Genomic DNA, 21,318 nt, shown 5'->3' with positions numbered 1-21,318 from the left:
AGTAAAGCCATCAGGAAGTCGCGATATACGACAATTCATGTGGGAGCGGGGAAATGAGTCGGGTGACTCAGCGCCGGTCCAACTCTCCGTTTCGAATGGCATTCAGGAGGCCCCTCCACTGCGTGGAAGCCAGGGCGATGACTCCGGCGGCGTGGTCGTGGGAATCACGGACCAGCACCGACGGGCCGGACGCCGCCACCTCCACACACTCGTTGGCGGCCTGGCTCGCACTGCTCTTGCGCCAGTTCAGCACGGCTCTCCTACTCGACAGGTCCACCATCCAGCAACCCTCCGTCCATTGCCGGCAGGTGCCGCCTCGCCGGACCGATCGGGCGGGAACACCCGGCGGGCGAGCACCAAGCAGGGCACGACAAAGCACGACCTTGTGGAAAATTTCCCGATCACGAGTGTAAACGGTTCCAGTTATTCCGCCTACAAGGGAACACAAGATCACTTTGTGCGCTATGGCGGCTACTCGCCTTGGGGATGCTCGATGCGGCCGTCACCTCCGGTGGAGTCGAGTCGGGGTCTCAGAGTCAAGCCATGAGGTCTTCGGCGGCCTGGCGCATCAGCTCGATCGACTGGTCGGCCGGCAGCGCCTGCTCCAGCAGGATTTCGAAGGCGTCGCGGTACTCGGCGATCCGGTCGTCCTCCCCGGTGATCATCACGCTGGCGCCCGACCGTCCCTCCAGATACAGGACGTCGTCGAGGTCGCCGTCGAATTCCAGGACGCTGAACGGCCCGTCCAGCCCGACGTGCGCTCCCGCTTTGAACGGGACGACCCTGACCGTCAGCACGTCGTCGCGCTCGGCGGCGTCGGCGATGTAGTTGAGCTGGGCCGGCATGATCCCGGGATCGATGGAGATGCCGACGTGGCGGCGGATGACGGCCTCGTCGATGATGTAGTGCTGCCGCGGCGGATTCTCCCGCTTGGCGAGTTCCTGCTGCCGCTGGATGCGCAGTTTCACCGCGAGGGCTCTCGCCTGCTCGGAGACCTTGCCGGTGCTGAGCGCCTCGGCGTACTCGGGGGTCTGGATCAGCCCCGGCACGACCGTCCCGTGGAACTGCCGGATGAAGGCCGCGCCCGCGCAGTAGCCCACGTAGTTCAGGAAGCTCGGGTCCAGCTCTCCGCGGTAGGCGTTCCACCAGGCCGGTTCCCGCGCGCCGCGAGCCAGCGCCTGCAACCGCTCCTGGCGTCCCTCCGAGGTGACGTCGTACACGGCGAGCAGAGCCTGCAGGTCGGTCCGGGTGATGGCGTTCTTGCCGCCCTCCACCCTGATGAGCTTCGACGGGGACCATTCGAGCTGCCGCGCCACCTGCTCCTGCGTCAGCCTCTTCTCCTTGCGCAGGCGGACGAGTTCGGTACGCAGCAGCGCGCTTTGGACTATCGGTCCCTGGTCACTAGTCATCGTTTCGCTCGCTTTAAGTAGTGATCGTCACTCTAAGTAGCTAATGCCACCAGCCTGGATGCTACATGGCACAAAAAGAGGCGGCATCCCACTTGCATCCACTGTGCTACATGTCTCGGCCATGAGATCTTCGTCCCCCATGCCAGACCCCGTCATATCGCCCAAAAGTCGCGGCAGAAGCTTTCAGGCTGCTGCATGCCGGTGAACTATGTTGTAATGTGCTACATAGCAGACTAGCAGACGCCGACTTGCCACGGGACTTGATGCCACATCCGGGCATCGACGGTCTTGACACAGGGTGAAGAGTTCTGGACGGGACGCGCGTGTCCCCCGGCCGGGGCTCTCCCCGCCGGAGGAACGGGCCACGGGGGCACCGCCGGTACACGAGGGACACGGGGGCACGCGCCGAACGGGGAGGTCGATAACGCCACGAGACTTCGGCATCGCCGGCGAACGCCGGCGGCGGGCATGACAGAGTCGCCCGCCACTTCCGCCGATCACCGGTTGGCAGCCAAGACGACCGGCGGAAAGTGGAGAGCGACTCCCTGAGTCGCGCGAAAGCACCCCGGCGGGCCTGCGCAGACACCTGCGGAAACGCAGAAATATCGGGGCTGACCTGCCGAAACGTTTTCTGCGGACTCACCCAGTCTAACCGCGATCATGCGGTACGGGCTATAGGTGATGTGACTTCGGCCACGGTGGGCCGGTACCGGGTGCCCCCGGCACCACCCACGGGACCCGGAGTCGCGCTTCGAGGCATGGGGCCCTTGACATGTCAAGAGAGCAGATTCATCCCCCGATCTTTGACGTCCACCCCAGGAACACCACGACTCCATCGTTCTCCCCGCGGCCGGGCGCAAGGCGGGTGTGCTGATGGCCGAACACGCCCGCCGGCACGACCCGGACCAGATCGTCCGCCCCCGGACGGGCACCGCCGGCCCCTCGCCGGCGTACGACGAACCGGCATATGACGAACAGGCGCACGACGAACCGGCGTACGGCGAGCCGGGGGCCGAGAACCGCGGCCTTGAGCCGCGGCAGGCCGCGCGTCCGGTATCCGCCCGGCAGACCGAGGCCACCGAGCGGCTCCGGTTCTGGCGATCCCTCACGAACATCGAGCAGGTCGCGTTCTTCGCCTCCGCCCGGGAGGTGGTCTACCCGGCCGGCGCGGTGCTGTGGTCCGAAGGGCAGCTCGCCGACCGCACGCTCGTGATCACGTCCGGCATGGTGCGGGTCTGCGTCGAGCGGGACGGCACCGAACGGATCATCGCCCACCGCGGCCCCGGCGACATCATCGGCGAACGCGCCGCGCTGGAACTGCGCCGGCGCTCGGCGACCGTCATCGCCCTGGACGTCCTCCACGCCCTGTGCATGACCACGCAGGAGTTCGCCGCCTACCTGGAGCGCTACCCGCGCGTGTTCACCGTCATGGAACGCGAGATGTACGACCGGCTCACCGAGCAGCCCGGTCTCCCGCAGCAGCCCGGTCTCTCGCAGCGGCCGTACGTCGTCCCGTACGCCGTTCCCGATGCGCGGCACGGGTACGCGGTCCGGTACGGCCCCCCGCTGCCCTATGCGACGGGGTACACGTCTATACCGCCGCAGTGGCCCCCTCATCCCCCGTACGCGGTGGCCGATCCCCATATCGTCCCGTGCGCGACGATCACCCGATGCGTCGCACCCGGCTTGTGCGCATTGTCCGCGCCGCGGCCGGACCAGGGCGCCATGCCCGGCCGGCACACGGTGGAACACTCCCGCGCCCCGGTCGAGCAGTCCGCGGCGCAGGCGCGCCCCCGGACGGCCGTTCCTGTCCCGTCCCAGGCGCAGCCCACCGCCGGCACCGCGTCCGGTTCCGCCGGTCCGTCCTGGGCGGGCCAGAACTGCACCATCGTGTACACCGACATCGCCGGTTTCAGCTCGCGCATCCGCAGCGACACCGACCGGATCGAGGTGCGGCACGCCATGTACGCCGCCCTCCGGGAGTCCTTCGAGGAGTCGAGGGTGTCCTGGGACGCCTGCCACATCGAGGACCGCGGCGACGGCGCGCTGATCGTCGTCCCGCCCGGGATGCCGACCTCCACCGTCATCGACCCCATGATCGCGTCGCTCGGCATGCGGCTGCGCCGCCACAACCACCGGTCGGGCGAGCCGGTCCGCATCCAGTTGCGGGTCGCGATCGACGTCGGGCCGGTGATGCCCGATCCGCCCGGCGTGTCCGGCTGGACGATCATCACCGCGGCCCGGCTCCTCGACGCCGCCCCGCTGAAGGAAAGGCTCGTCGCGACGGGCGCCGACCTCGGTGTCATCGCGTCGCGCTTCGTCTACGACTCCGTCATCGCCCACAGCCCCGGCTACGTGAACGCCGCCGAGTACGAGCCCATCAGCTGCAGGGTCAAGCAAACGGACATCGAAGGGTGGGTCTATCTGCACGGCCTGCCCGAACGGTCCGTCATCTGACACGTCCCGGCCCGTCCCCGCGCGGGCCCCACACCCTCACGACCCCGCGTGCACCGATGCCGTGGGGTTTTCCACATCCCGCCCAGGGCCGGCTAAGAGGAGGGATCGGTACGTTCTGGAACGTTCCGAGGTATGCGCACGACGAACCGGGCACCGCGGGGACTGTCCTCGATCGTGAGGGTTCCGCCGTGCAGCCGGGCGATCTCCTGCGCGATGGGCAGCCCGAGGCCGGTGCCGGCCGGATCGCGGGCCTTGCTGTCCTCCAGCCGCGCGAACCGCTGGAAGACCAGATCACGGTGCTCCTCGGGGATGCCCGCCCCGTCGTCCAGAACCTCCAGGACGGCGTGCTCGTCGCTGCGGCGGACCGTGACGTCCACCCGCGTGTCAGCGTGCCGCTCGGCGTTGTCCAGCAGGTTCGTGAAGAGGCGGAGGAGCCGGAGCCGGTCCCCCCGCACCGTGACGCCCTCCTGGAGGTGCGGGACGATCCGCTTCGTCCGCTCCGTCCTCGCGATCTCGATGGTCACCATGGCGCCGAGGTCGACCGTCTCGACCTCCTCCCAGGCCGCCGCGTCCAGGCGGGCCAGTTGCAGCAGGTCCGTCACGATCGCCTGGAGCCGTTCCAGGCTCAGCAGGACGCCCCGCGCCGTCCGCGGCCAGTCGACCTCGTCGGGGAAGAGCAGCGCCTCCTCCAGCTGCGTGCGGGCGGCGGCGATCGGGCTGCGCAGGTCGTGGGACGCGTCGGAGGTGAAGCTGCGCTGCCGCTCCAGTGCGCTGTCCAGCCGGTCGAGGGTCGCGTTCGCGGCCTCCGCCAGCCACCTGATCTCGTCCCGGCTCTCCGGCACCGTCACCCGGCGGCCCGACTGCATCGCGGTGATCTCCGCCAGTTCGGCGCGGATCGCGTCCACCGGGGTGAGGGTCTGGTCCACCGTCGCCCAGGCGCGCAGGCACGCCAGCAGAGTCGCCAGCACCGACACGCTGACCAGGAACATGATCAGGCCGGAGTTGACGTACCAGGGGACGGTCGGGGCCCCGGCGTAGACGAACCAGTCCCCTCCCGGCCGGTAGACGCGGAATCCGATCACCCACGCGCAGCCCGGCACGCCCGCGGACGAGCACACCTCCCGCGTGGAGTAGACCCGGCTCGCCGACGGCAGGAAATCGGCGATCGGCGGGCCGTTCAGCGTCGGGCCCGGCGTCCCCGAGATCACCGTCCGGTGCTCGTCCATGACCTGGACGACCACCTCGTCCGGGGTGCCGAAACCGGCCCGGACCGGGCCGCGCCGGAGTTCATAGACCACCCGCAGCGCCACGGCCGTCGTCTCGCTGCGCCTGGAATCGGTCTCGGAGTCGCGCACCTCCGCGAGGATCAGCGTGGTCACGATGACACAGATCACCGCGGTGACCATTCCGGCAATCACGGTCATCCGCACCCGTATGGACCATATGCGTAGTCCGTACACCCGACCTCCCGCAGGTGAGGTCTTCACCGCCCAGACCGGAATCAGTCCTCTGAACAGCAGCAACGCCCCCAAGAGCAGCAAAAGAAATGGTTGCCGACGGCACCGGCCCCGGGCGCGTCCGGCATCGGCTCGGCAGAAGCCGGGGAGCTGGCCGAACTCGGGATTAGCATGTCCGGTTATGGAGCTGCGCCAGTTGGAGTACTTCGTCGCGGTGACCGAAGAGGCGAGCTTCACCAAGGCCGCGGCCCGGCTGCACGTCGCCCAGCCGGGCGTCAGCGCGCAGATCCGGCAACTGGAACGGGAACTGGGTCAACCGCTGCTCGACCGGTCCGGGCGGACGGTCCGGCTGACCGAGGTCGGCGCCGCCGTCCTGCCCTACGCGCGGGCGGCGCTCGCGGCCGTCGGGGGCGCGCGGCTGGCGGTGGACGAGCTGACGGGGCTGCTGCGCGGGCACGTCACGATCGGCACCATCGACTGGATCAGGGCACTCGACCTTCCCGGCATGCTGGCCGAATTCCACCGGGACCATCCGAACGTGGAGATCGCCGTCATCCAGCAGGATGCCGACACCCTGGCCGACGGGCTTCGCGGCGGGCGCATCGACCTCGCGTTCCTCAGCCTCGGCGCCGAAGCGCCCGCGGGCATCGCGACCAGGGTCGTCATCGAGGAGGACCTCTTCGCCGCCGTCAGCCGCGATCATCCGCTGGCGCGGCGGTCCACGATCACGCTGCGGGCGCTCGCCGGGGAGTCGCTGATCTGCCTGCCGAAGGGGACCGGGCTGCGGGCCGTCCTGGACTCGGCGTTCGCGGACGCCGGGCTCCGGCCGCGCATCGCGTTCGAGGCCGGCGAACCGCCCATTCTGGCGCAGATCGCCGCGCACGGCCTCGGTGTCGCCATGCTCCCCGAGTCCGCCGCCCGCGGCCTGCCGGACGACCTGCACGCGATGCCGATCGTCCGGCCGCGGCTGACCGGGCGGATCGCACTGGCCTGGCGGGCGGAGGGGCCGCGCAGCCCGGCGGCGCGGGCGCTCACCGCCCGCGCGCGCCGGCTGCTGCCCTGACCAGGCCGCCCGGGCCGGGGCTACTCCGGCTCGTCGGGCCGGTCCGGCGTGCTCGTGCTCTTGGCCGCCTTCGCCAGGATCAGCGCGCCGACCAGCAGCTTCCGGCCCCGCCGCAGCGGACGCGGAAACCGGGCACGGCGGACGGGCGGCCCGATCTCGGGCTTGACCGGCCGGGGCGTGCCGAGCCGCGTCGGACGGCTCCGGCCGCGCAGCGTCACCGACCGGCCGACGTCCCACTCGTCCGACTCGGCCAGATGCGCCAGATCGAGGACGGCCGCCGAGGCCAGCACCCGGCCCGGCTCGTCCTTCGCCAGGTCGCTGAGCCGGGCCGCCTCGTTCACCGGATCACCGATCACCGTGTACTCGAACCGCTCCTCCGCGCCGATGTACCCGGCGACGACCTGGCCCGCGGACACGCCGATCCCCGCGTCCAGCATCGGCACCTCGGCGCGCAGCCGCACCGCCAGCTCGCGGGCCGCCCCCAGCGCCCCGCCGGCCGAGTCCTCCAGCTGCGTCGGCGCCCCGAAGATCGCGAGCGCCGCGTCCCCCTCGAACTTGTTGATCCAGCCGCCGTGCCCCGCGACGACCGTCACCACGATGCCGAAGAACCGGTTCAGCAGCTCGACCACCTCGTCCGGGCTGCGCGTGTCCGCGAGCCTGGTGGAGCCGGTCAGGTCGACGAACAGGACGGCCACCTCCCGTGTCTCGCCGCCGAGCGTGATGTCGCCGCGCTCCAGCGCCAGGTCCGCGACCTCCTCGCCGACATGCCGTCCGAACAGGTCGCGGAGCCGTTCGTTCTCGCGCAGCCCCGCGACCATGTGGTTGAAGCCGGCCTGCAACTGCCCGACCTCGCTCGCGTCGTACACCGCGACCTCGGCGCGCAGATCACCGCACTCGACCTGCGCCATGCCCTTCCGGACGGACTTGATCGGGTCCGCGATCGCCCGTGTCGCCATGTAGATGACATAGACCCCGGCGAGCAGCGCCGCCCCGCCGAGCCCGAGGATCGTGATCGCGAGCTGCCCGACGTTGATGCCCGGTGCGGCCAGCGCGGCAATCGCGACGCAGATCAGCCCGAACACCGGGATGGCCGTGCCGAGCGTCCACGCGAGCATCACCCGCGTCGTCACCCCGGGCAGGCGGAACTTCTTCGGACGCTCCCTGCCCAGCACCAGCGCCGCCGCCGGACGCAGCAGCCGCTCCGACAGCAGATACACGATCGTGCACGTCGTGGCCGCGCCGAGCAGGCACGTCAGCCCCGTCTTCACGGCCAGCCGTCCGGTGAACAGGGCGAGGTCGAGCACCGCCCAGCCCGCGGCGCCGACCGTCCACAGCGCGCCGATGAGCAGCGTCAGCCGCAGCGGCCCGAGCAGGACGGCCCGCCGCTGCCGCCGGTCGGGTCCTCCCCCGTCCCGGACGAACGTGACGACGGGCCGCCACAGCCGCAACCCCAGGAGCAGCGCCACCGGAGCGGCCACCACCGGATAGCTGAAGAACGCCACCGCGTTCACCATGTGCACGTAGTCGCGATCGTCCAGCGGCGGATCGGGCACCACGAACGTCGCGAACAGCAGCACCACCAGCGCGCCGACCACGTTCGCGACGCCCACCACGACCAGCAGGACCCAGCGCACACGGATCTCTAGCATGCTGGTCATGTGCGCCTCCGGGGGGATGGAACCGCCTTGGGGGGATCATCCCATGACGGTCAGGCGCTGGTACTCTCCACGGCGACCTCCATCCCCGCTTCCTGCGAGCTCCGCCGGGCGAACGGCCAGCCGACCACCACGAGCGCCGCCCACGCCCCCATCACGTACAGCGCGACCCGCGTATCGGCCTCCCACGTGATCGTCACCGTGACGAACGCGAAGAACGCCAGCACGAGCCAGTTGGTGTAGGGCGCCCACGGCATCCGGTACGGCGCCTTGGGCAGCGCCCCGGCCTCCGCCTTCCGCCGGTAGACCATGTGCGCGACGAGAATGACCGTCCACACCAGGAGGGCGCCACCGGTCGACACGGAAGTGATGTAGTCGAACGCCTTCTCCGGGACGACCGCGTTGACGACGACCCCGATGCCCATGACGAGCGCCGAGATGACGACCGTCAGCACGGGCACCCCGCGCTCGTTGAGCCGTCCGAGCACCTGGGGACCGTCGCCGTTCACCCCGGCCGTCCGCAGCATCCGGGACGTCGAGTACAGCCCGCCCGCGTTGCAGGACGACAGGGCCGCGGTCAGCACCACGAAGTTGACGATGTCCGCCCCGCCCGGAATGCCGATCTTGTCGAAGGCCAGCACGAACGGGCTCGCCCCGCCCTTGAACGCCGTCCACGGCACCACCGCCAGGATGACCAGCAGCGACCCGAGGTAGAACAGCGCGAACCGCAGCGGCAGCGCGTTGATCGCCCGCGGGATGTTCTTCTCCGGGTCCTTCGCCTCGCTCGCCGTCACACCCACGAGCTCGACGCCCAGGTAGGCGAACATGACCATCTGCAGAGTCATGATGGTCGCGCCGGCCCCCTCGGGGAACACGCCGCCGTGCCCCCACAGGTTGCTCGGGCTCGCCGTGTCCCCGGCGTCGCTGAACCCGAAGACCAGCACCCCGATCCCGACCAGGATCATCATCACGATCGCCGCGATCTTGATCATCGCGAACCAGAACTCGAGCTCACCGAAGAGCTTCACCGAGACCAGGTTCACCGCGAACAGCACCAGCAGCGCGACCAGCGCCGTCTGCCACTGCTCGACCCCCGGCCACCACTTCTGGATGTACTTGCCGGCCGCGGTCAGCTCCGCCATGCCGGTCGTCACCCAGATGATCCAGTACGTCCACGTCGTGGCGTACCCCCAGAACGGACCGAGGAACTCCCGGGCATACCCGGCGAACCCTCCCTCCGCCCGCCGGTACGTCAGCAGCTCACCGAGCGCCCGCATGACGAAGAACAACGCCAGCCCCGCCACGGCGTACGTCAGGATCAGGCTCGGCCCGGCCTTGGCGATGTTCTCCCCGGCACCCAGGAACAGCCCGGTCCCGATCGTCCCGCCGATCGCCAGCATCTGGATCTGGCGGGTGCCGAGCCCTCGTTGGTAGCTCTCGGCACTCTGGTCTGGGAGCTTTTCGACCACACCGACCTCCCTCGCATCTATGACCGTCCTCGCGGAACGGTGCAACCCTCCGGTCACGCACGGTTGCGCAACTCGGACAGACTAGGACCCCAAGCTGCAAACGCGTAGCCCCCGCCACAACCGGTACCAGCTCTACCCCGGCCGCCCCGCCCGTTAACGAGTTGGCGCCGTCCTCGGCCATCGCGTATGCTCTCGGACGTGCCAAAGACCGGGTCACCACCTGATCGGCACACCCCTCCGAAGCCGCTAGGCTCGGAACAGCAAGGTCCTGTGGAGCAGCTAGGAGTGCTCGCCACCCTGTCAAGGTGGAGGCCGCGGGTTCAAATCCCGTCAGGACCGCCAGACGTGCGGATGCACGTCCTGGGCAGGTAGCTCAGTCGGTACGAGCGTCCGCCTGAAAAGCGGAAGGTCGGCGGTTCGACCCCGCCCCTGCCCACCTCTCTAAGCAGCGAAAAGGCCCGGAACCTGATCAGGTGCCGGGCCTTTTGACAGCAACGGTGACAGCAACGGCCTCAGCCGAGCGCATCCCCCAACTTCCGAAGCGCCGCCCGCTTCTCGTCGACGGCCGCGTGCGCGTAAATCGTCATGGTCACCTCGATATCGCTGTGACCGACGATGTCCCGGACGATGTGAGGCGGAACGCCGAGGTCCAGGAGCAGCGTGACGCAGGTGTGCCGCATGTCATGGAAGCGGACGCCTTCCAGCCCGGCCGCCGCGCGGATACGGCCCCAGCTACGCCGAAGGTTGTCCGGCTCCATGGGCGTGCCGAGGCGGGACGGGAAGACGAGCCCGTGATCCTGCCAGTTCTGCCAGGTGTCGGCCCGTTCGGCGTTCTGCTTCACCCGATGCTCGCATAGCGCCGCGATGCACAGGTCCGGGAGCGGGACCGTTCGCTTGGAGTCCGCAGTCTTGGGCGGGACGAACCGCAACTCTCCCCCGACCCGTTGGAGCGTCTGGACGACTTCCAGCGTGGCCGACTCGACACCGGATTCAGCGCACCGGCCGCACGGGTCGCCGTCGAGGGTGCCGCCCTCCCCGCCGCAAGCCCGGCAGCCGACGAGCCGGACGTCCTCCCAGCGCAGGCCGAGCAACTCGCCGCGCCGCAGGCCGAGGCAGAGCGCCAGGACGTACAGGGCGTAGAGCCGTTCGTCCTTGGCCGCCTTGAGGACGTCCCGCACCTGGTCGACCGTGAGCCCGCGGTTGACCCCGTATTTGGGAGTGGAGACCGTGACGAGCTTGGCCACGTTGCGCGGGATGATCTCCTCACGTACGGCCATCTGCAGCGCGTTTCGCAGGACCGCGTGAACGAACTGGACCATGCGCGGCGACAGCCGGGAGCCGCAGCACTCACCGCCCTTGAGGGAGCAGCAGCGCGGCACCTCACGAGCGGCGTCCCAGCCGTTGCGGCAGCACTGGCACGCCTCCCGGATACGGGTGAAGGCCAGCCGCACGTCACGAGCGGTGAGCTTGCCGAGCCGCTTACTGCCCAACTCCGGAACCAGGTACCGGCGGACCGCCCCCTCGTATCCCTGGTACGTCTTGGGCCGCCGCTCCACCTGGACGACGTTCTTGAGCCAGTACGCCAGGTACTCCGCCACCGTCCAACTCTCAGAGGACACCGGGATGCCCTGGTCGGCCTGCTCCAGGAGCTTGGTCAGCTTCTTGCGAGCGTCCTCGTGTGACCGCGCGTACCCCTGAACGCGCTTGAGGGTGCCGGCGGTGGTGGGGACGTAGGCGGCGAAGCCGTACCGCCCATCCTTGCGGAGCCAGATGCTCCCCTCACCGTTCCCCCGCTTGCTCCGCCTCTTGCGGGACTTACGGCGTTCCGGTTCGTCTGGGGTTCCGAGTGCGGTTGTGGTCATCAGGCAGCAACCTCCGAGAGCTTGTCGAGGCATTCGGCGAGGGCGTTGACGGGGACGAGTCGGCGACGGCCGATCTTGACCGTGCGGAGCTGGTTGGAGCGGATGAGGTTGTAGAGCGTCCAGCGGCTCACGCGCAGGCGTTCGGCCGCTTCGTCGACGGTCAGAACCAGGTCGGTCAACACGTGCTCCCTTGTGGCGAGGTAGGCGAGGTATACGGGTCGAGAGGTGGCATGGGCTTGCCAGTAAGGGCAGCGGTGAGCAGTGCTTCGCCGGGCGTCATGCCTTGGCCGAGGTAGCGCCAGTGCGCGATGACGAGGACCTGGTCGTCGTCGAAGGGCAGGCGACCAGTGGTGATGTCGTCGGCGTGTTCGCGCCGGTTGTGCTCGATGCGCGCCGCACGCAGCGCGCCGAGGGTGGTGGAGTAGCGGCGGGATTTGGTGGAGAAGTGGCCGCGGAAGCCGAGCATGTGAGCCCATTCGGTCAGTCGCAGCCCGGCGTATTCCTCGATCGCGCCCAGGCGGAGGCATTCGGTGATGAGTCGCCGGGCGTGGCCGGACACGGGCAGGTCTGCTAGGTCGTCGGTGGGGCGTATGCGCCGGTCGAGGGTGCCGACGCATTCGGCGGCTTTGGTGGCGTATTTGGCGATGTAGCCCGCCACGGCCGTATCTGTCAGTTCGCCCGTGGTGGTGATGGGGCGTACGTCGATCTGTGAGCCCCACACGTGTTCTTTGGCCGGGACGTCCCTGGCCGCCGGAGTCGACACGGTGACCGCGCCCGCCGCGTGGTGCACGGCCGCGTTGAGCAGGTCGAGGGACGCCCAGGCCGGAGGGGGAGCGTCGGGGCCGCCGGGTCCGTCGAGGCGTATGACGGCGTGGAAGTGGACCAGGCCGCGCCGTTGGTATTCGGCGACTTTGGCGAAGGAGACCGTGAGCACGTCGCGCAGGTCTGAGACCCGTAGCCCGGCCGATCGGGCGACGTAGCGGCGGAAGGCCAGGGTGAACCGGCGCCACAGTTCGGGGGCGTGCGCGTTCCACAGCACGGCGCCGGAGTAGTCGAAGCAGTCCGCGCAGATCGGTTGCCCGAGTCGGGGGTCCCCGTCGGAGTGCCGGACGGTGCAGGAGACCGGCCGCCCGTGCTGGCAGGTTCCGCCGTCGCGGCGGGGACGGCAGGCCACCACGCCCCCGCCCTTGCCGGTACGCCGGGAGTGGACCGGCCCGAACGAGGGCGCGGTCAGGGTGACGAACGCCGCCGGATGCGACGACACCGACGAGGGCACGCCCTTGCCGCCGACCAGGCCCGCGCGGACGAGTTGGTAGGTGTCGGCCCGGTAGATCTCGGCGCAGGACGGGCAGCGGGAGGCCCGCCGGGTTTTGCAGGCCACCCGCAGCACCCCGCCCGGCTCACGCGCCGTGGAGTAGTGGCGCAGGATCTCACCGGTCAGCGGGTCCAGGTGGGTGATGCGGCCGCGCAGGTGGACCGGTTGCGCGCAACCGCCCGTCGAGTGGGCGCGGCGTGCCCAGGCGCGGAAGTCGGCCCGGTTGTACCGGGCGGCCATGTCGCGGGCGGCTACTCCGGTGATGACGGGTGCCGGGTCGGGCATGATGGGGCGGGTCTCCTCATCCGTTGCGGGTGGTGGGGATGGCCCGGCGTGGCCGCGGGTGCTTGCCGGCGACAGCGGCCACGCCGGGGACTAGAAGGCGGTGGTGAACCGCGCGAGGGCATCGGCGACGAGCGCCAGGCCGCCGAGCAGGGCGCGGGCGGCGTGTGCGGCGTTCTCGGGTTGGCGGATCAGGAACAGGCCCAGGACGAGCCAGAAGCAGGCGAAGGCGCAGCGGCGCAGGAACATCGCGGGTGCCTCTCGTGTCAGGTGTGGCCGTGGCCGTTGCAGTCGGGGCAGGTGGACCCGTCGGAGGCGATGCCGCCCCCGCCGCACGTCCCGCACACCCACCCCACGACCAGCCCGACGACCGGGAGGAGCGGGAGGAGCGTTCGCGGGTGACGGGTACGGGTGCGCATCAGGCCGCCCGCCCGGAGTCCGCGCTGCCCTGGTCGCCGTCCTGGTCGGTGTGGTCGAGGCGGATGTTGTCGCGGTAGCTGATGTGGGCGTAGTGCTCGGCCATCTGCCGGGCGGGGATGTGGACGATCCGGTAGGTGATGCGCCCGAAGGTCTTGGAGGCGATGTAGTGGCCGCCGCGCGGGCGGTCGTCGGTGACCTCGGCGCCCAGGAGCGCGGCGACCTGGTCGACCTCTGCGGCGGCCGCGGCGTCGTCCCCGACGCGGGTGTGAACGCTGTAGTGCGCGCCGTACTCCTTGACCGGTACGGCCGGGTTGTCCTCCAGGAAGTCGGCCAGGGCGCGCAGGCCGGCGATGGTCTGGTGGCGGGCGAACAGGTCACCGGGCACGGTCGGGGAGGTCTGGCCGGTGGGGTTGGTGTAGGCGGTCATGTGGGGGTTCCTCCGGTGGGTCAGGTGAGGGATGCGGTTTCGGTGCGGAGTTGGCGGAGCAGGTCACTTGCGAGCTGGTTGGAGACCCCGAGGCGGGCGCGGAGCGCGTCACGGGTGATCGGCTTCCCGTGCTCGGTCTGGTGTTCGGCGGCGATGCGGCGTGCGAAGTCGACCAGCGGCCCCGCTGGAGCCGACGAGTCCGACGAGCCCGACGGGGACGGGGGAGACGAGGCGGGTGGCGTCGAGGCGGAGGGACCGGCGGGGATGGGGATGGAGGTCTGGCCGTCCTGCTCGTCCTCGCCCGGCTTCTGGTCGTCCTGGCTGTTCTGGACGGGCGCGGCAGCGGCGGGAGTCGCAGGGCGTTCCCAGACCACCCACGGGGACGAGGACGAGGACGGGGACGGGTGGCCGGAGGAGTCCGGGACCGGCGGCACGTCGGCGGCCGGACGGGGCGAGGGGTGAACCGCCGGGCGGGGGCCGGCTTTGCGGCGTTCCAGCATGGAGACGGCGACCAGGAACGCGCCCGCAGGGGTGCCCGCGGTGATCCAGCCCCACACCGACGGGTCGGCCTGTGCCAGGTTCGCGGCCAGCGACAGCAGGACACCGCCGACCAGGACGACGGTCGGCCAGGACAGGCGCCCGGTGTCGCGTCCGGTGCGCTTGTCGCGCTGCCGTTCCCCGGCGGCCATGACGCAGGTCAGGTCGATGCACACCGCGATGGCCCAGGCCATCCAGCCGGTTTGGCCGTGTTTGGTGGCGGTGTCGCGGATGTGGGTGAACGAGCCCGCCGCCGCGATCCCCGCGAGCACGACGACCGGCCCGGAGTCGGCGACCGTGCCGAGGATGCGGCGGGTCATGCCGCCCGCCGGGCGGTGACGAGCGCCAGCAGCGCGGCCAGTTCGGGGTCACAGCGGTGGGTGTCGGCCCAGTCGTCGACCTCGTCGCAGGAGGACGAGGTGAAGGAGTCGGCGCAGCGCTGGCAGCGGGCGAGGTGCAGGGAGCAGAATTCGTCCCACTCGACGCCGACCGGCCACACGTCCCAGGACGACACCACCGACGGCCGGGACGGGGGCGACGGCGAGGACGGGGACGGGACGGCGACGAACCGGGGGCGAGGACGGGGACGGGGGCGAAGGACGCGGACGCGTGCGGCCATCGGGCAGCCTCCAGGGTCGGGTTTGGGGCACGGGTCGGGTAGGGACGTGGCGCGATCAGGGCTCACACCGAGCCGCTAAAAGGGGAGGGAGAGGGAGGGAGCCGGGCCGGTCAGGCGGCCGGGTCGACGGCCGGGACGGAGCCGATGAGGGTTTCCCAGTCCGGGGTCAGGTGCGCGTATTTGCGGGCCGCCTGTTCGGCCTCATGCTCGGGGACGTAGACCGAGCGGGCGCGGTGCCAAGCGCCGTCCTGACCGGCGACGATGCACACCCCCGGTGCCTCGGCGGGGATCGCGCGGGCCGCGTCGAGGGCGGCCGGATCGAGGTCTCCGAGGGTCATGTTCGCCGTCTCCGGGTCGTTGACCCGGTGGCACACCCGCCCCGACAACTGTGCCCGCAGGGCGGTGACGCCGGGGCCGAGGTCGGAGCCGATGCGCTGCCCGCACACCACCAGGTGCACCGCGAACGCCCGGCCGAGCTGGGCGAGGCGCAGCAGGGAGGTAGCCGTCCGCGACACCTCGTCCTTCTCGGATTTGTCGGCCATCAGGAACAGTTCGGCGACCTCGTCCACCAGGACGACCACGGGGACCGGCCGCAGGTGTTCGGGCAGCGTCCACACGTTGCGGGCACCGTGCGCACGGCAGGTGGCCATGCGGTTCTCAACCTCGCCCACCAGATCGGACAGCAGGTCGACCGATTCTTTGCGGGTGGTGGCCAGCGCCGACAGGCGAGGGGCGTAGGGGGTGAACTCGACGCCGCCCTTGAGGTCGAAGCCGACCAGGGCGACCGGTTGCGGAGCCAGGCCCTTGATCAGGGCGTTGGCAAGGTTGGACTTGCCCGACTGTGTCGCCCCGGCGTTGAGCCAATGCGGCACCGTCCGGAAGTCGATCAGCCAGTCACGGCCGTTCTCCAGCTTGCCGGGACGCACGGTCAGCAGTTCGCCGGTCTCCGGGGTGGTGACCACGTCGACCAGCGGGTCACGCATCGTCGCCCACAGGGTGACGAAGCCGGGACGCACGTCGACCACGCGCACGGAGTGGACGCGCCAGGCGTGCGCGATCCCCTCCGCCGCCTTCTCGTAGTCCGCCGGGACTTGCCCGTCGTGCAGCCGCAGCCGCATGCGCCAGCCGAGCCGGGTCGGGCGCAAGACGCCGAGGCGGGGAGCGCGTTCGACATCGACCCGCCGCACCCGCCGCCTGTGCTCGACCACCGTCGCAGCGGACCGGGAGGCCGGCCCCACCACTGGAAGGGCGTCGAGGGTGAGGCGGAACCGGCGCCGGGTGCGGGTGAGCTTGCAGCCCGAGGCGACGTGATGCCACGTCAGATACACCAGCACCGCCCGGAGCGGGAAGGCGATGCCGTACCAGAACGAGGCCGGGTGCCAGTGGCGCCAGGCCCAGAGCCCGGCCGCCGCAGCGGCCAGCACCCCGAGCACCACAGCGAAGTCGGTCATGACCGGGCCGCCGTTCAGGCCACGCCCGCCGCAGCGGACGCCGACGAGGAAGCGGAGGAGACGGGCACGGGAACGGCCGCGGGGACGATCCGCTGGGCGTGGTAGGAGATCCCCCACCGCATCACGCCGTTGATCTCCTTCTCCCACATGTAGCCGACCAGCCCGACCGGGGACACCACCTCCCCGACCGTCACCTCCGGCGCGCCCCCCACCGCGACCTTGAGCAGGTCCACCCGCCCCGACGCGTCGGCCGCCGACAGGCCCACCGTGAACACGGTCTCGCCGCTGCGGTTCACCTTGACCTCGCCGGTGTCCTTATCGACCAGCTTGGGACGCGGCGCGGACACGCACACGAACGTCAGCGCCGACAGGTCCACCGGAATCGGGATGTTGCGCATGAAGAACCTCCGAGGGTCGTTGAGCACTTAGACAACATAGTCGACTTGGATGTCTAAGTTGTCAAGGCCGCCATGGTTTCCTTGGCCGATCGGGTGTGCTGAACTTGAGTCGGAGCCCCCGACGGAAGGCGGACGATGGTCAAGAGGACCGGACGGCCCGGATATCTGCAGATAGCCGATGACCTGCGGCAGCAGATCAACGACGGCCGACTTGCGCCCGGACAGTCCTTGCCGTCCACCGCCCAACTCCGCGAGCAGTACGAGGTGTCCGCCGGGGTGGTGAAGGCCGCCGTCAGTGTGTTGCGGACCGAAGGGGTCGTGATCGGCCAGCAGGGCAAGGGCGTGTTCGTCCGCGACCAGGCCGACGCCCGCCCGCCGGCCCATGCCGCGCCTTCCGCCGCCGAGGGCGATGTGACCATGAAGCAGCTCACGGAAGTACTGGCCGCCGTCCGGGACCTTGGTGAGCGCGTCGCCCGGATCGAGCGGAGCATGCTTCCAGAGCCTCCGCCAGGTGATCGACCCGGCAAATAAGGTCGCCCAACTCGGCAAGGATCAGGTCCAACAACTCCCGAGGAGTCCGCCCCTGCTCTCCGCCCGCCATCACCGGTGACCGCCTCCCGTCGTGATCTGGTCTCTCGTCGGCACACCGGTATTTCAGTTCAGGAGCCGCGCAAAGCCCATCATTAATCCCTCATCAGGTTCTTTCACGTCCGTTTATACGTCCGCTTTCACGTCCCCGAGCAGACGGCGAGCGCATGCCAAAATGTGCCGATATCTGCGGCAACCGGAAAGGCTGGGATTTGAGCACGACCAAGCAACGAAACGGCTGGCAGCCTCACAAGCTCCGCGAACGACGGGAGAACCACGGCCTGAGCCTTGAGGCCGCGGGCGACAAGTTGCGGCAGGTGGCCGAGCGGGGAGGGCTCAGGGTCGCGGCGAACTTTCAAACGCTGTGGGAGCACGAGAACGGCAACATGTACCCAGGCCCGCACTACCGCCGCGCCTACTGCCTCATGTACGAGGCCACCGAGCCCGAGCTAGGTTTTCGCCTCCCCCTCCCCGCCGAGGAGACCGGAGACCTCACCCTCCCCTTGCCGAGCCCGCTCAGCCCCGCAGTCACCGAGGACGCCGCTTCCACGATCTCCCAAAGCCTGGACCGTGTCTCCGACCAGACCCAGGACCGCGACCCCACCGCCGGCGACGCGCTCAAGGCCCGCGTGGTCAGCGCATGGCGAGGCCGGGCGATGAGCGGAAGCATCGGCACGACCACCCTCGTCCTGGTCGGTGGCTACGCCGGATCAGGCAAGACGGAATTCGCCCGCTTCCTCGGCGACGTGTCGGGGTGGGCATTTCTCGACAAGGATTCCCTGACGCGACGCCTCACCGAACGCCTCTTGATCTCTCTGGACGGCGACCCGCACGACCGGCACACCGACCTCTACCTGAACGAGGTCAGGCCACTTGAATACAAGTGCCTCATGGACACCGCTAACGACAACATCGATTGCGGCATATCCACCATCCTCGCCGCCCCGTTCATCGCCGAGTTGAAGAACGAATCTTGGTTGAGCCGCCTTACCAACCGGTGCAAGGCCAAGGGCGTGGACGTCGCGGTGATCTGGGTCCGGTGCGACGTCGACTCGATGCGCGAGTACATCGAGTTCCGCGACGCCCCACGCGATGCATGGAAGCTGGCCAACTGGGACGAGTACGCCAGCACCCTCGACACCCAGCACAGCCCGCCCGGCGTCCACCTCACCGTCGACAACCGGCTAGGCGCCGCGATCAGCATTGCCGACCAGACACGGGAAGCGTTGCGTAAGGTCCTGTCATGACCCGTCCCGGCGTGATCCTCTACGGCCCGCCAACCAGCGGCAAGGACACCGTCACGGCCGAGCTGGCACGCCAGGACGCCCGGTACACCCTGTTGCCCAAGCTCAAAGTCGGCACCGGCCGCAGCACCGGATACCGCTACGTTCCGTCCACCGAGCTGAAAAAGCTCCGGACCACCGGCCGCCTGGTCGTGGAGACCCACCGCTACGGCAACGTCTACGCCATCGACCGCGACGCCATCACCGCCCTGGTCGAGGCCGACAGGGTCCCCATCATCCACATGGGCAACCTCGCCGACCTCCAGCGGCTACGCGCCGCCGTCCCGCTCGACTGGACGGCCGCCCTTCTCTGGATTCCCCGAGCAGTCTGCGCCGACCGGTCTAAGCACCGCGGAGACGTCGACACGCCCAAACGCCTCCAGGCATGGGACGAGACACGCAACGACCTCCAGGCCACGGACACACCCGTCTTCAATCTGATCATTCACACCGACCAGGCCAACCCCGCCGAGACGGCCCGCCGCATCCTCGCCACCGCGGCAGCCGGCCCCGGACACCTGGTGACCGTCCCGCCCGACCTCGAATAGCGACGGCCGCGCGGCAGGGATCCACGGCGCCCCACCGTTTCCCTCCTGCCGCGCGGCCGTCACGGCCATGGCCACCCGTCAGGATGCGTGATGGCCATGGCCAGCTCTCGTACCGTCACCGCCTCCACCAGCCGCCACCCGCCGCCACCTTGGACCAGCGCCCACAACGTCCCGGTGGACGGCCCCCACCAGCACAGCACCCCGAAGCGCTCGGCAACCTCCTCCAGAGCCACCCCCGCCCCGGCGTCCATCAGGCCCCGCCGGTCCCCCAGGGCGAACCCGCGGCCGACACCCACCGCCCCAGCGACGTCGTCACCAGCGACACCGCCAGGTCCACATCCGAGCACGGCGCCAGCAGCTCCCCGGTACTGGACCGGTACCACCAGCCGCCGTCCCCCGCGGTGACGGTGACGCTGTCGCCCAGGCACGGCGCATCGGGGAAGAACACCCGCAGCACCGGCCGGGGTCCGGTGTACCGGCGCTGCGCTCTCCAGCCGTGGCGCCGCAGTGCCCGCGCCAGCCGGTTGAGCCGCCGCCGCGCCGTGAACGGCCGAGGCGGCGCGGCCAGTGCCACCGGGGGCTCCAGCACCCACCGCGCCGCCTCAACCTCCCCCCAGGCCGCCCCACCGTGTGAGGCGGCCCCCTCCGGTGATGGCGGGGGAGTCCAGCCCGCCATCACCAGGCCCTTTTCAGAGGCGGACTGCCCGCCCGCTGCCGCTCCTGCACCAGCGCCTCCCGCAACGCCGCCGCATCCGAGCGGATCACCGTCGCATCAACACCGGCGGCCGGGTCGTGCAGAGTGGCCACCCAGTCACCCAAACGACCGTCCCACCGCCGAGACCGCCAGATCCGATGCCCGGTGAACTCCTCCCGAAGCTGACGGAGCACCGGGTCCTCAGACTGCGCACGCGTTTCCATCGCGAGGTTCCTCATCGGGTGGTGGACGAGCCGGAATCGGCCCGCGGCATGTCGTCAGCCGCCCTGCCAGCGTCCCGCCACCCCCCGGTTTACAAAGGAGCCTGACACGGGGCCAGCGGGGGGCCAGACTTGGTCACCGGAGGTAGCCGCCCATGACGACCGAGGCAAGACGAGCATTCGGCGCATATCTGGCACGCCTACGCGGCAGCAGAAGCCAACGCGCCCTAGCCGCTCAACTCTGCGACCTCGCCGGGTCTGACACGATCACCCGACACGAGGTGTCCCGATGGGAGCGCGGCCTACGCATCCCGGACGACTGGTTGCCCTACCTCGCCCGCGCCCATAACGTTCCGCTCCCCGTCCTGGAACGCATGGCAGCCCAGGCCCACGGCCGCGAACCAGGCGCAGACGGCACCCCGTTCGACCTGTCCGCGTTCTTCCCCGGAGCCGACACGCTCAAGACGCGACTCGCCAACGCATGGCACGGCCGAGCCGTCGCCAACGCCGGCGGCAACCCCATCCTGGTCCTGGTCGGCGGCTACGCCGGATCCGGCAAGACCGAGTTCGCCCGCTTCCTGTCCGACCTGTCCGGATGGGCGCTCCTGGACAAGGACGCCCTCACCCGCCGCATGACCGAACGCCTGCTGATCTCACTCGGAGCCAACCAGCACGACCGCCACACCGACCTCTACCGCGCCGAAGTCCGCCCGCACGAGTACCGGTGCCTGATGAACGCCGCCTACGGCAACATCGACTGCGGCGTATCGATCATCCTCGCCGCCCCGTTCATCACCGAACTCAGCAACCCGAGCTGGCTCCCCCGCCTCACCCACCGATGCCAGGCCAAGGGCGTGGACGTGACCTCCATCTGGGTCCACAGCGACATCGACACCATGCACGAATACATCGAGCAGCGCGACGCCCCCCGCGACGGCTGGAAACTCGCCAACTGGGACGAGTACGCCAGCACCCTCAACACCGAAGACCCACCCCAGGCCGCACACCTCACCATCGACAACCGCCTAGGCGCAGCCGTCAGCCTCGCCGACCAAACCCGCCGAACCCTAACCAGACTCATGCACTAAACCCGCAGGTCAGCAAGCCAGCTCCGTGCCGGATGAGAACTTTCTCTACGTCTTCAAGGGCGCCCGCTACGCGGT

The 21,318-nt window shown here is 69.9% G+C and carries 24 protein-coding genes and 2 tRNA genes; 8 read left to right on the top strand and 18 right to left on the bottom strand.

The genetic code is table 11. The features are described from left to right. Positions 1 to 67 precede the first annotated feature (67 nt). Together ACQP1N_RS03175 and ACQP1N_RS03170 are read right to left on the bottom strand one after the other, a co-directional pair. Entirely contained in the window at positions 68 to 280 is a 213-nt protein-coding gene (locus tag ACQP1N_RS03175) for a DUF397 domain-containing protein (protein WP_433229010.1), read from the bottom strand. Positions 281 to 536: 256 nt separating this feature from the next. Then, a complete protein-coding gene (locus ACQP1N_RS03170; protein ID WP_067796490.1) occupies positions 537 to 1,409 on the bottom strand; it encodes a helix-turn-helix domain-containing protein in 873 nt (290 codons plus the stop codon). An 873-nt stretch (positions 1,410 to 2,282) separates the two neighbouring features. Between ACQP1N_RS03170 and ACQP1N_RS03165 the strand changes: the two genes are divergently transcribed. After that, complete coding sequence (locus ACQP1N_RS03165; protein WP_433229009.1) at positions 2,283 to 3,866, top strand: cyclic nucleotide-binding domain-containing protein; 1,584 nt, start codon at positions 2,283 to 2,285, stop codon at positions 3,864 to 3,866. Positions 3,867 to 3,958: 92 nt separating this feature from the next. Here the strand turns inward: ACQP1N_RS03165 and ACQP1N_RS03160 are convergent, their stop codons facing one another. Next, complete coding sequence (locus ACQP1N_RS03160; protein WP_433229008.1) at positions 3,959 to 5,290, bottom strand: sensor histidine kinase; 1,332 nt, start codon at positions 5,288 to 5,290, stop codon at positions 3,959 to 3,961. 214 nt (positions 5,291 to 5,504) lie between these two features. Between ACQP1N_RS03160 and ACQP1N_RS03155 the strand changes: the two genes are divergently transcribed. Then, positions 5,505 to 6,386, top strand: coding sequence for a LysR family transcriptional regulator (locus tag ACQP1N_RS03155; protein ID WP_433229007.1), 882 nt, complete (start codon positions 5,505 to 5,507; stop codon positions 6,384 to 6,386). Positions 6,387 to 6,406: 20 nt separating this feature from the next. Here ACQP1N_RS03155 and ACQP1N_RS03150 read toward each other — a convergent pair whose 3' ends face one another. Continuing rightward, the gene (locus ACQP1N_RS03150) at positions 6,407 to 8,044 is read right to left on the bottom strand and encodes an adenylate/guanylate cyclase domain-containing protein (RefSeq protein WP_433229005.1); all 1,638 of its coding nucleotides are present in this window, start codon (positions 8,042 to 8,044) and stop codon (positions 6,407 to 6,409) included. A 50-nt stretch (positions 8,045 to 8,094) separates the two neighbouring features. Continuing rightward, positions 8,095 to 9,510, bottom strand: coding sequence for an amino acid permease (locus ACQP1N_RS03145; RefSeq protein WP_433229003.1), 1,416 nt, complete (start codon positions 9,508 to 9,510; stop codon positions 8,095 to 8,097). Between the two features lie 264 nt (positions 9,511 to 9,774). Between ACQP1N_RS03145 and ACQP1N_RS03140 the strand changes: the two genes are divergently transcribed. Together ACQP1N_RS03140 and ACQP1N_RS03135 are read left to right on the top strand one after the other, a co-directional pair. After that, positions 9,775 to 9,852: transfer RNA gene (locus tag ACQP1N_RS03140), tRNA-Asp, on the top strand. 20 nt (positions 9,853 to 9,872) lie between these two features. Continuing rightward, positions 9,873 to 9,946, top strand: a tRNA-Phe gene (locus ACQP1N_RS03135). A gap of 76 nt (positions 9,947 to 10,022) precedes the next feature. Here the strand turns inward: ACQP1N_RS03135 and ACQP1N_RS03130 are convergent. The 10 genes from ACQP1N_RS03130 to ACQP1N_RS03085 form a co-directional block, all read right to left on the bottom strand. Continuing rightward, positions 10,023 to 11,372 (bottom strand): tyrosine-type recombinase/integrase, encoded by a 1,350-nt coding sequence (locus tag ACQP1N_RS03130; protein ID WP_433229001.1) that lies wholly within the window; start codon positions 11,370 to 11,372, stop codon positions 10,023 to 10,025. Further along, complete coding sequence (locus ACQP1N_RS03125) at positions 11,372 to 11,554, bottom strand: helix-turn-helix domain-containing protein (protein WP_309237274.1); 183 nt, start codon at positions 11,552 to 11,554, stop codon at positions 11,372 to 11,374. The genes ACQP1N_RS03130 and ACQP1N_RS03125 overlap by 1 nt, the downstream gene beginning before the upstream one ends. Further along, positions 11,548 to 12,972 carry a replication initiator gene (locus ACQP1N_RS03120; protein ID WP_433228999.1) on the bottom strand — a complete coding sequence of 475 codons (1,425 nt, stop codon included), beginning with the start codon at positions 12,970 to 12,972 and terminating at the stop codon, positions 11,548 to 11,550. Before ACQP1N_RS03120 ends, ACQP1N_RS03125 begins: the two co-directional genes overlap by 7 nt. A gap of 90 nt (positions 12,973 to 13,062) precedes the next feature. Beyond that, positions 13,063 to 13,218, bottom strand: coding sequence for a hypothetical protein (locus ACQP1N_RS03115; RefSeq protein WP_433228997.1), 156 nt, complete (start codon positions 13,216 to 13,218; stop codon positions 13,063 to 13,065). 17 nt (positions 13,219 to 13,235) lie between these two features. Then, positions 13,236 to 13,388, bottom strand: coding sequence for a hypothetical protein (locus ACQP1N_RS03110; protein WP_433228995.1), 153 nt, complete (start codon positions 13,386 to 13,388; stop codon positions 13,236 to 13,238). Beyond that, positions 13,388 to 13,816 (bottom strand): hypothetical protein, encoded by a 429-nt coding sequence (locus ACQP1N_RS03105; RefSeq protein ID WP_433228993.1) that lies wholly within the window; start codon positions 13,814 to 13,816, stop codon positions 13,388 to 13,390. The genes ACQP1N_RS03110 and ACQP1N_RS03105 overlap by 1 nt, the downstream gene beginning before the upstream one ends. A 20-nt stretch (positions 13,817 to 13,836) precedes the next feature. Next, a complete protein-coding gene (locus ACQP1N_RS03100; RefSeq protein ID WP_433228991.1) occupies positions 13,837 to 14,673 on the bottom strand; it encodes a DUF2637 domain-containing protein in 837 nt (278 codons plus the stop codon). Next, positions 14,670 to 14,972 (bottom strand): hypothetical protein, encoded by a 303-nt coding sequence (locus ACQP1N_RS03095; RefSeq protein WP_433228989.1) that lies wholly within the window; start codon positions 14,970 to 14,972, stop codon positions 14,670 to 14,672. The genes ACQP1N_RS03100 and ACQP1N_RS03095 overlap by 4 nt, the downstream gene beginning before the upstream one ends. Positions 14,973 to 15,082: 110 nt before the next feature. After that, positions 15,083 to 16,423 (bottom strand): FtsK/SpoIIIE domain-containing protein, encoded by a 1,341-nt coding sequence (locus ACQP1N_RS03090; RefSeq protein WP_433228987.1) that lies wholly within the window; start codon positions 16,421 to 16,423, stop codon positions 15,083 to 15,085. Positions 16,424 to 16,437: 14 nt separating this feature from the next. After that, positions 16,438 to 16,821, bottom strand: a complete 384-nt coding sequence (locus ACQP1N_RS03085; RefSeq protein ID WP_433228985.1) for a hypothetical protein — start codon at positions 16,819 to 16,821, stop codon at positions 16,438 to 16,440. A 135-nt stretch (positions 16,822 to 16,956) separates the two neighbouring features. On the opposite strand from ACQP1N_RS03085, the gene ACQP1N_RS03080 reads away from it, so the two are divergent. From ACQP1N_RS03080 to ACQP1N_RS03070, 3 genes are all read left to right on the top strand, one after another. Further along, positions 16,957 to 17,352: a winged helix-turn-helix domain-containing protein gene (locus ACQP1N_RS03080; RefSeq protein ID WP_433228983.1), complete on the top strand. Its 396-nt coding sequence runs from the start codon at positions 16,957 to 16,959 to the stop codon at positions 17,350 to 17,352. A gap of 269 nt (positions 17,353 to 17,621) precedes the next feature. Further along, entirely contained in the window at positions 17,622 to 18,656 is a 1,035-nt protein-coding gene (locus tag ACQP1N_RS03075; RefSeq protein WP_433228981.1) for an AAA family ATPase, read from the top strand. Then, a complete protein-coding gene (locus ACQP1N_RS03070) occupies positions 18,653 to 19,240 on the top strand; it encodes a guanylate kinase (RefSeq protein ID WP_433228979.1) in 588 nt (195 codons plus the stop codon). Before ACQP1N_RS03075 ends, ACQP1N_RS03070 begins: the two co-directional genes overlap by 4 nt. Before the next feature lie 59 nt (positions 19,241 to 19,299). Here the strand turns inward: ACQP1N_RS03070 and ACQP1N_RS03065 are convergent, their stop codons facing one another. From ACQP1N_RS03065 to ACQP1N_RS03055, 3 genes are all read right to left on the bottom strand, one after another. After that, positions 19,300 to 19,491 (bottom strand): hypothetical protein, encoded by a 192-nt coding sequence (locus tag ACQP1N_RS03065; protein ID WP_433228977.1) that lies wholly within the window; start codon positions 19,489 to 19,491, stop codon positions 19,300 to 19,302. Further along, positions 19,491 to 19,814, bottom strand: a complete 324-nt coding sequence (locus ACQP1N_RS03060) for a hypothetical protein (protein WP_433228975.1) — start codon at positions 19,812 to 19,814, stop codon at positions 19,491 to 19,493. Before ACQP1N_RS03060 ends, ACQP1N_RS03065 begins: the two co-directional genes overlap by 1 nt. A gap of 101 nt (positions 19,815 to 19,915) precedes the next feature. Further along, positions 19,916 to 20,158, bottom strand: a complete 243-nt coding sequence (locus tag ACQP1N_RS03055) for a hypothetical protein (RefSeq protein WP_433228974.1) — start codon at positions 20,156 to 20,158, stop codon at positions 19,916 to 19,918. Between the two features lie 278 nt (positions 20,159 to 20,436). On the opposite strand from ACQP1N_RS03055, the gene ACQP1N_RS03050 reads away from it, so the two are divergent. After that, entirely contained in the window at positions 20,437 to 21,243 is an 807-nt protein-coding gene (locus ACQP1N_RS03050; RefSeq protein ID WP_433228973.1) for an AAA family ATPase, read from the top strand. The last annotated feature ends 75 nt before the right edge of the window (positions 21,244 to 21,318 follow it).

Source organism: Actinomadura formosensis, assembly GCF_050948385.1.
GTDB classification, from domain to species: Bacteria; Actinomycetota; Actinomycetes; order Streptosporangiales; family Streptosporangiaceae; genus Spirillospora; species Spirillospora formosensis.
The sequence above is the reverse complement of the archived record's forward strand: the minus strand, read 5'-3'. Positions and strand labels throughout refer to the sequence as shown.

Excerpts from the sequence above, each read along its gene's own strand:
- ACQP1N_RS03175 (WP_433229010.1), bottom strand. The coding sequence starts at position 280 with ATGGTGGACCTGTCGAGTAGGAGAGCCGTGCTGAACTGGCGCAAGAGC.
- ACQP1N_RS03170 (WP_067796490.1), bottom strand. The coding sequence starts at position 1,409 with ATGACTAGTGACCAGGGACCGATAGTCCAAAGCGCGCTGCTGCGTACC.
- ACQP1N_RS03165 (WP_433229009.1), top strand. The coding sequence starts at position 2,283 with ATGGCCGAACACGCCCGCCGGCACGACCCGGACCAGATCGTCCGCCCC.
- ACQP1N_RS03160 (WP_433229008.1), bottom strand. The coding sequence starts at position 5,290 with ATGACCGTGATTGCCGGAATGGTCACCGCGGTGATCTGTGTCATCGTG.
- ACQP1N_RS03155 (WP_433229007.1), top strand. The coding sequence starts at position 5,505 with ATGGAGCTGCGCCAGTTGGAGTACTTCGTCGCGGTGACCGAAGAGGCG.
- ACQP1N_RS03150 (WP_433229005.1), bottom strand. The coding sequence starts at position 8,044 with ATGACCAGCATGCTAGAGATCCGTGTGCGCTGGGTCCTGCTGGTCGTG.
- ACQP1N_RS03130 (WP_433229001.1), bottom strand. The coding sequence starts at position 11,372 with ATGACCACAACCGCACTCGGAACCCCAGACGAACCGGAACGCCGTAAG.
- ACQP1N_RS03120 (WP_433228999.1), bottom strand. The coding sequence starts at position 12,972 with ATGCCCGACCCGGCACCCGTCATCACCGGAGTAGCCGCCCGCGACATG.
- ACQP1N_RS03115 (WP_433228997.1), bottom strand. The coding sequence starts at position 13,218 with ATGTTCCTGCGCCGCTGCGCCTTCGCCTGCTTCTGGCTCGTCCTGGGC.
- ACQP1N_RS03110 (WP_433228995.1), bottom strand. The coding sequence starts at position 13,388 with ATGCGCACCCGTACCCGTCACCCGCGAACGCTCCTCCCGCTCCTCCCG.
- ACQP1N_RS03105 (WP_433228993.1), bottom strand. The coding sequence starts at position 13,816 with ATGACCGCCTACACCAACCCCACCGGCCAGACCTCCCCGACCGTGCCC.
- ACQP1N_RS03100 (WP_433228991.1), bottom strand. The coding sequence starts at position 14,673 with ATGACCCGCCGCATCCTCGGCACGGTCGCCGACTCCGGGCCGGTCGTC.
- ACQP1N_RS03095 (WP_433228989.1), bottom strand. The coding sequence starts at position 14,972 with ATGGCCGCACGCGTCCGCGTCCTTCGCCCCCGTCCCCGTCCTCGCCCC.
- ACQP1N_RS03090 (WP_433228987.1), bottom strand. The coding sequence starts at position 16,423 with ATGACCGACTTCGCTGTGGTGCTCGGGGTGCTGGCCGCTGCGGCGGCC.
- ACQP1N_RS03085 (WP_433228985.1), bottom strand. The coding sequence starts at position 16,821 with ATGCGCAACATCCCGATTCCGGTGGACCTGTCGGCGCTGACGTTCGTG.
- ACQP1N_RS03080 (WP_433228983.1), top strand. The coding sequence starts at position 16,957 with ATGGTCAAGAGGACCGGACGGCCCGGATATCTGCAGATAGCCGATGAC.
- ACQP1N_RS03070 (WP_433228979.1), top strand. The coding sequence starts at position 18,653 with ATGACCCGTCCCGGCGTGATCCTCTACGGCCCGCCAACCAGCGGCAAG.
- ACQP1N_RS03065 (WP_433228977.1), bottom strand. The coding sequence starts at position 19,491 with ATGGACGCCGGGGCGGGGGTGGCTCTGGAGGAGGTTGCCGAGCGCTTC.
- ACQP1N_RS03055 (WP_433228974.1), bottom strand. The coding sequence starts at position 20,158 with ATGGAAACGCGTGCGCAGTCTGAGGACCCGGTGCTCCGTCAGCTTCGG.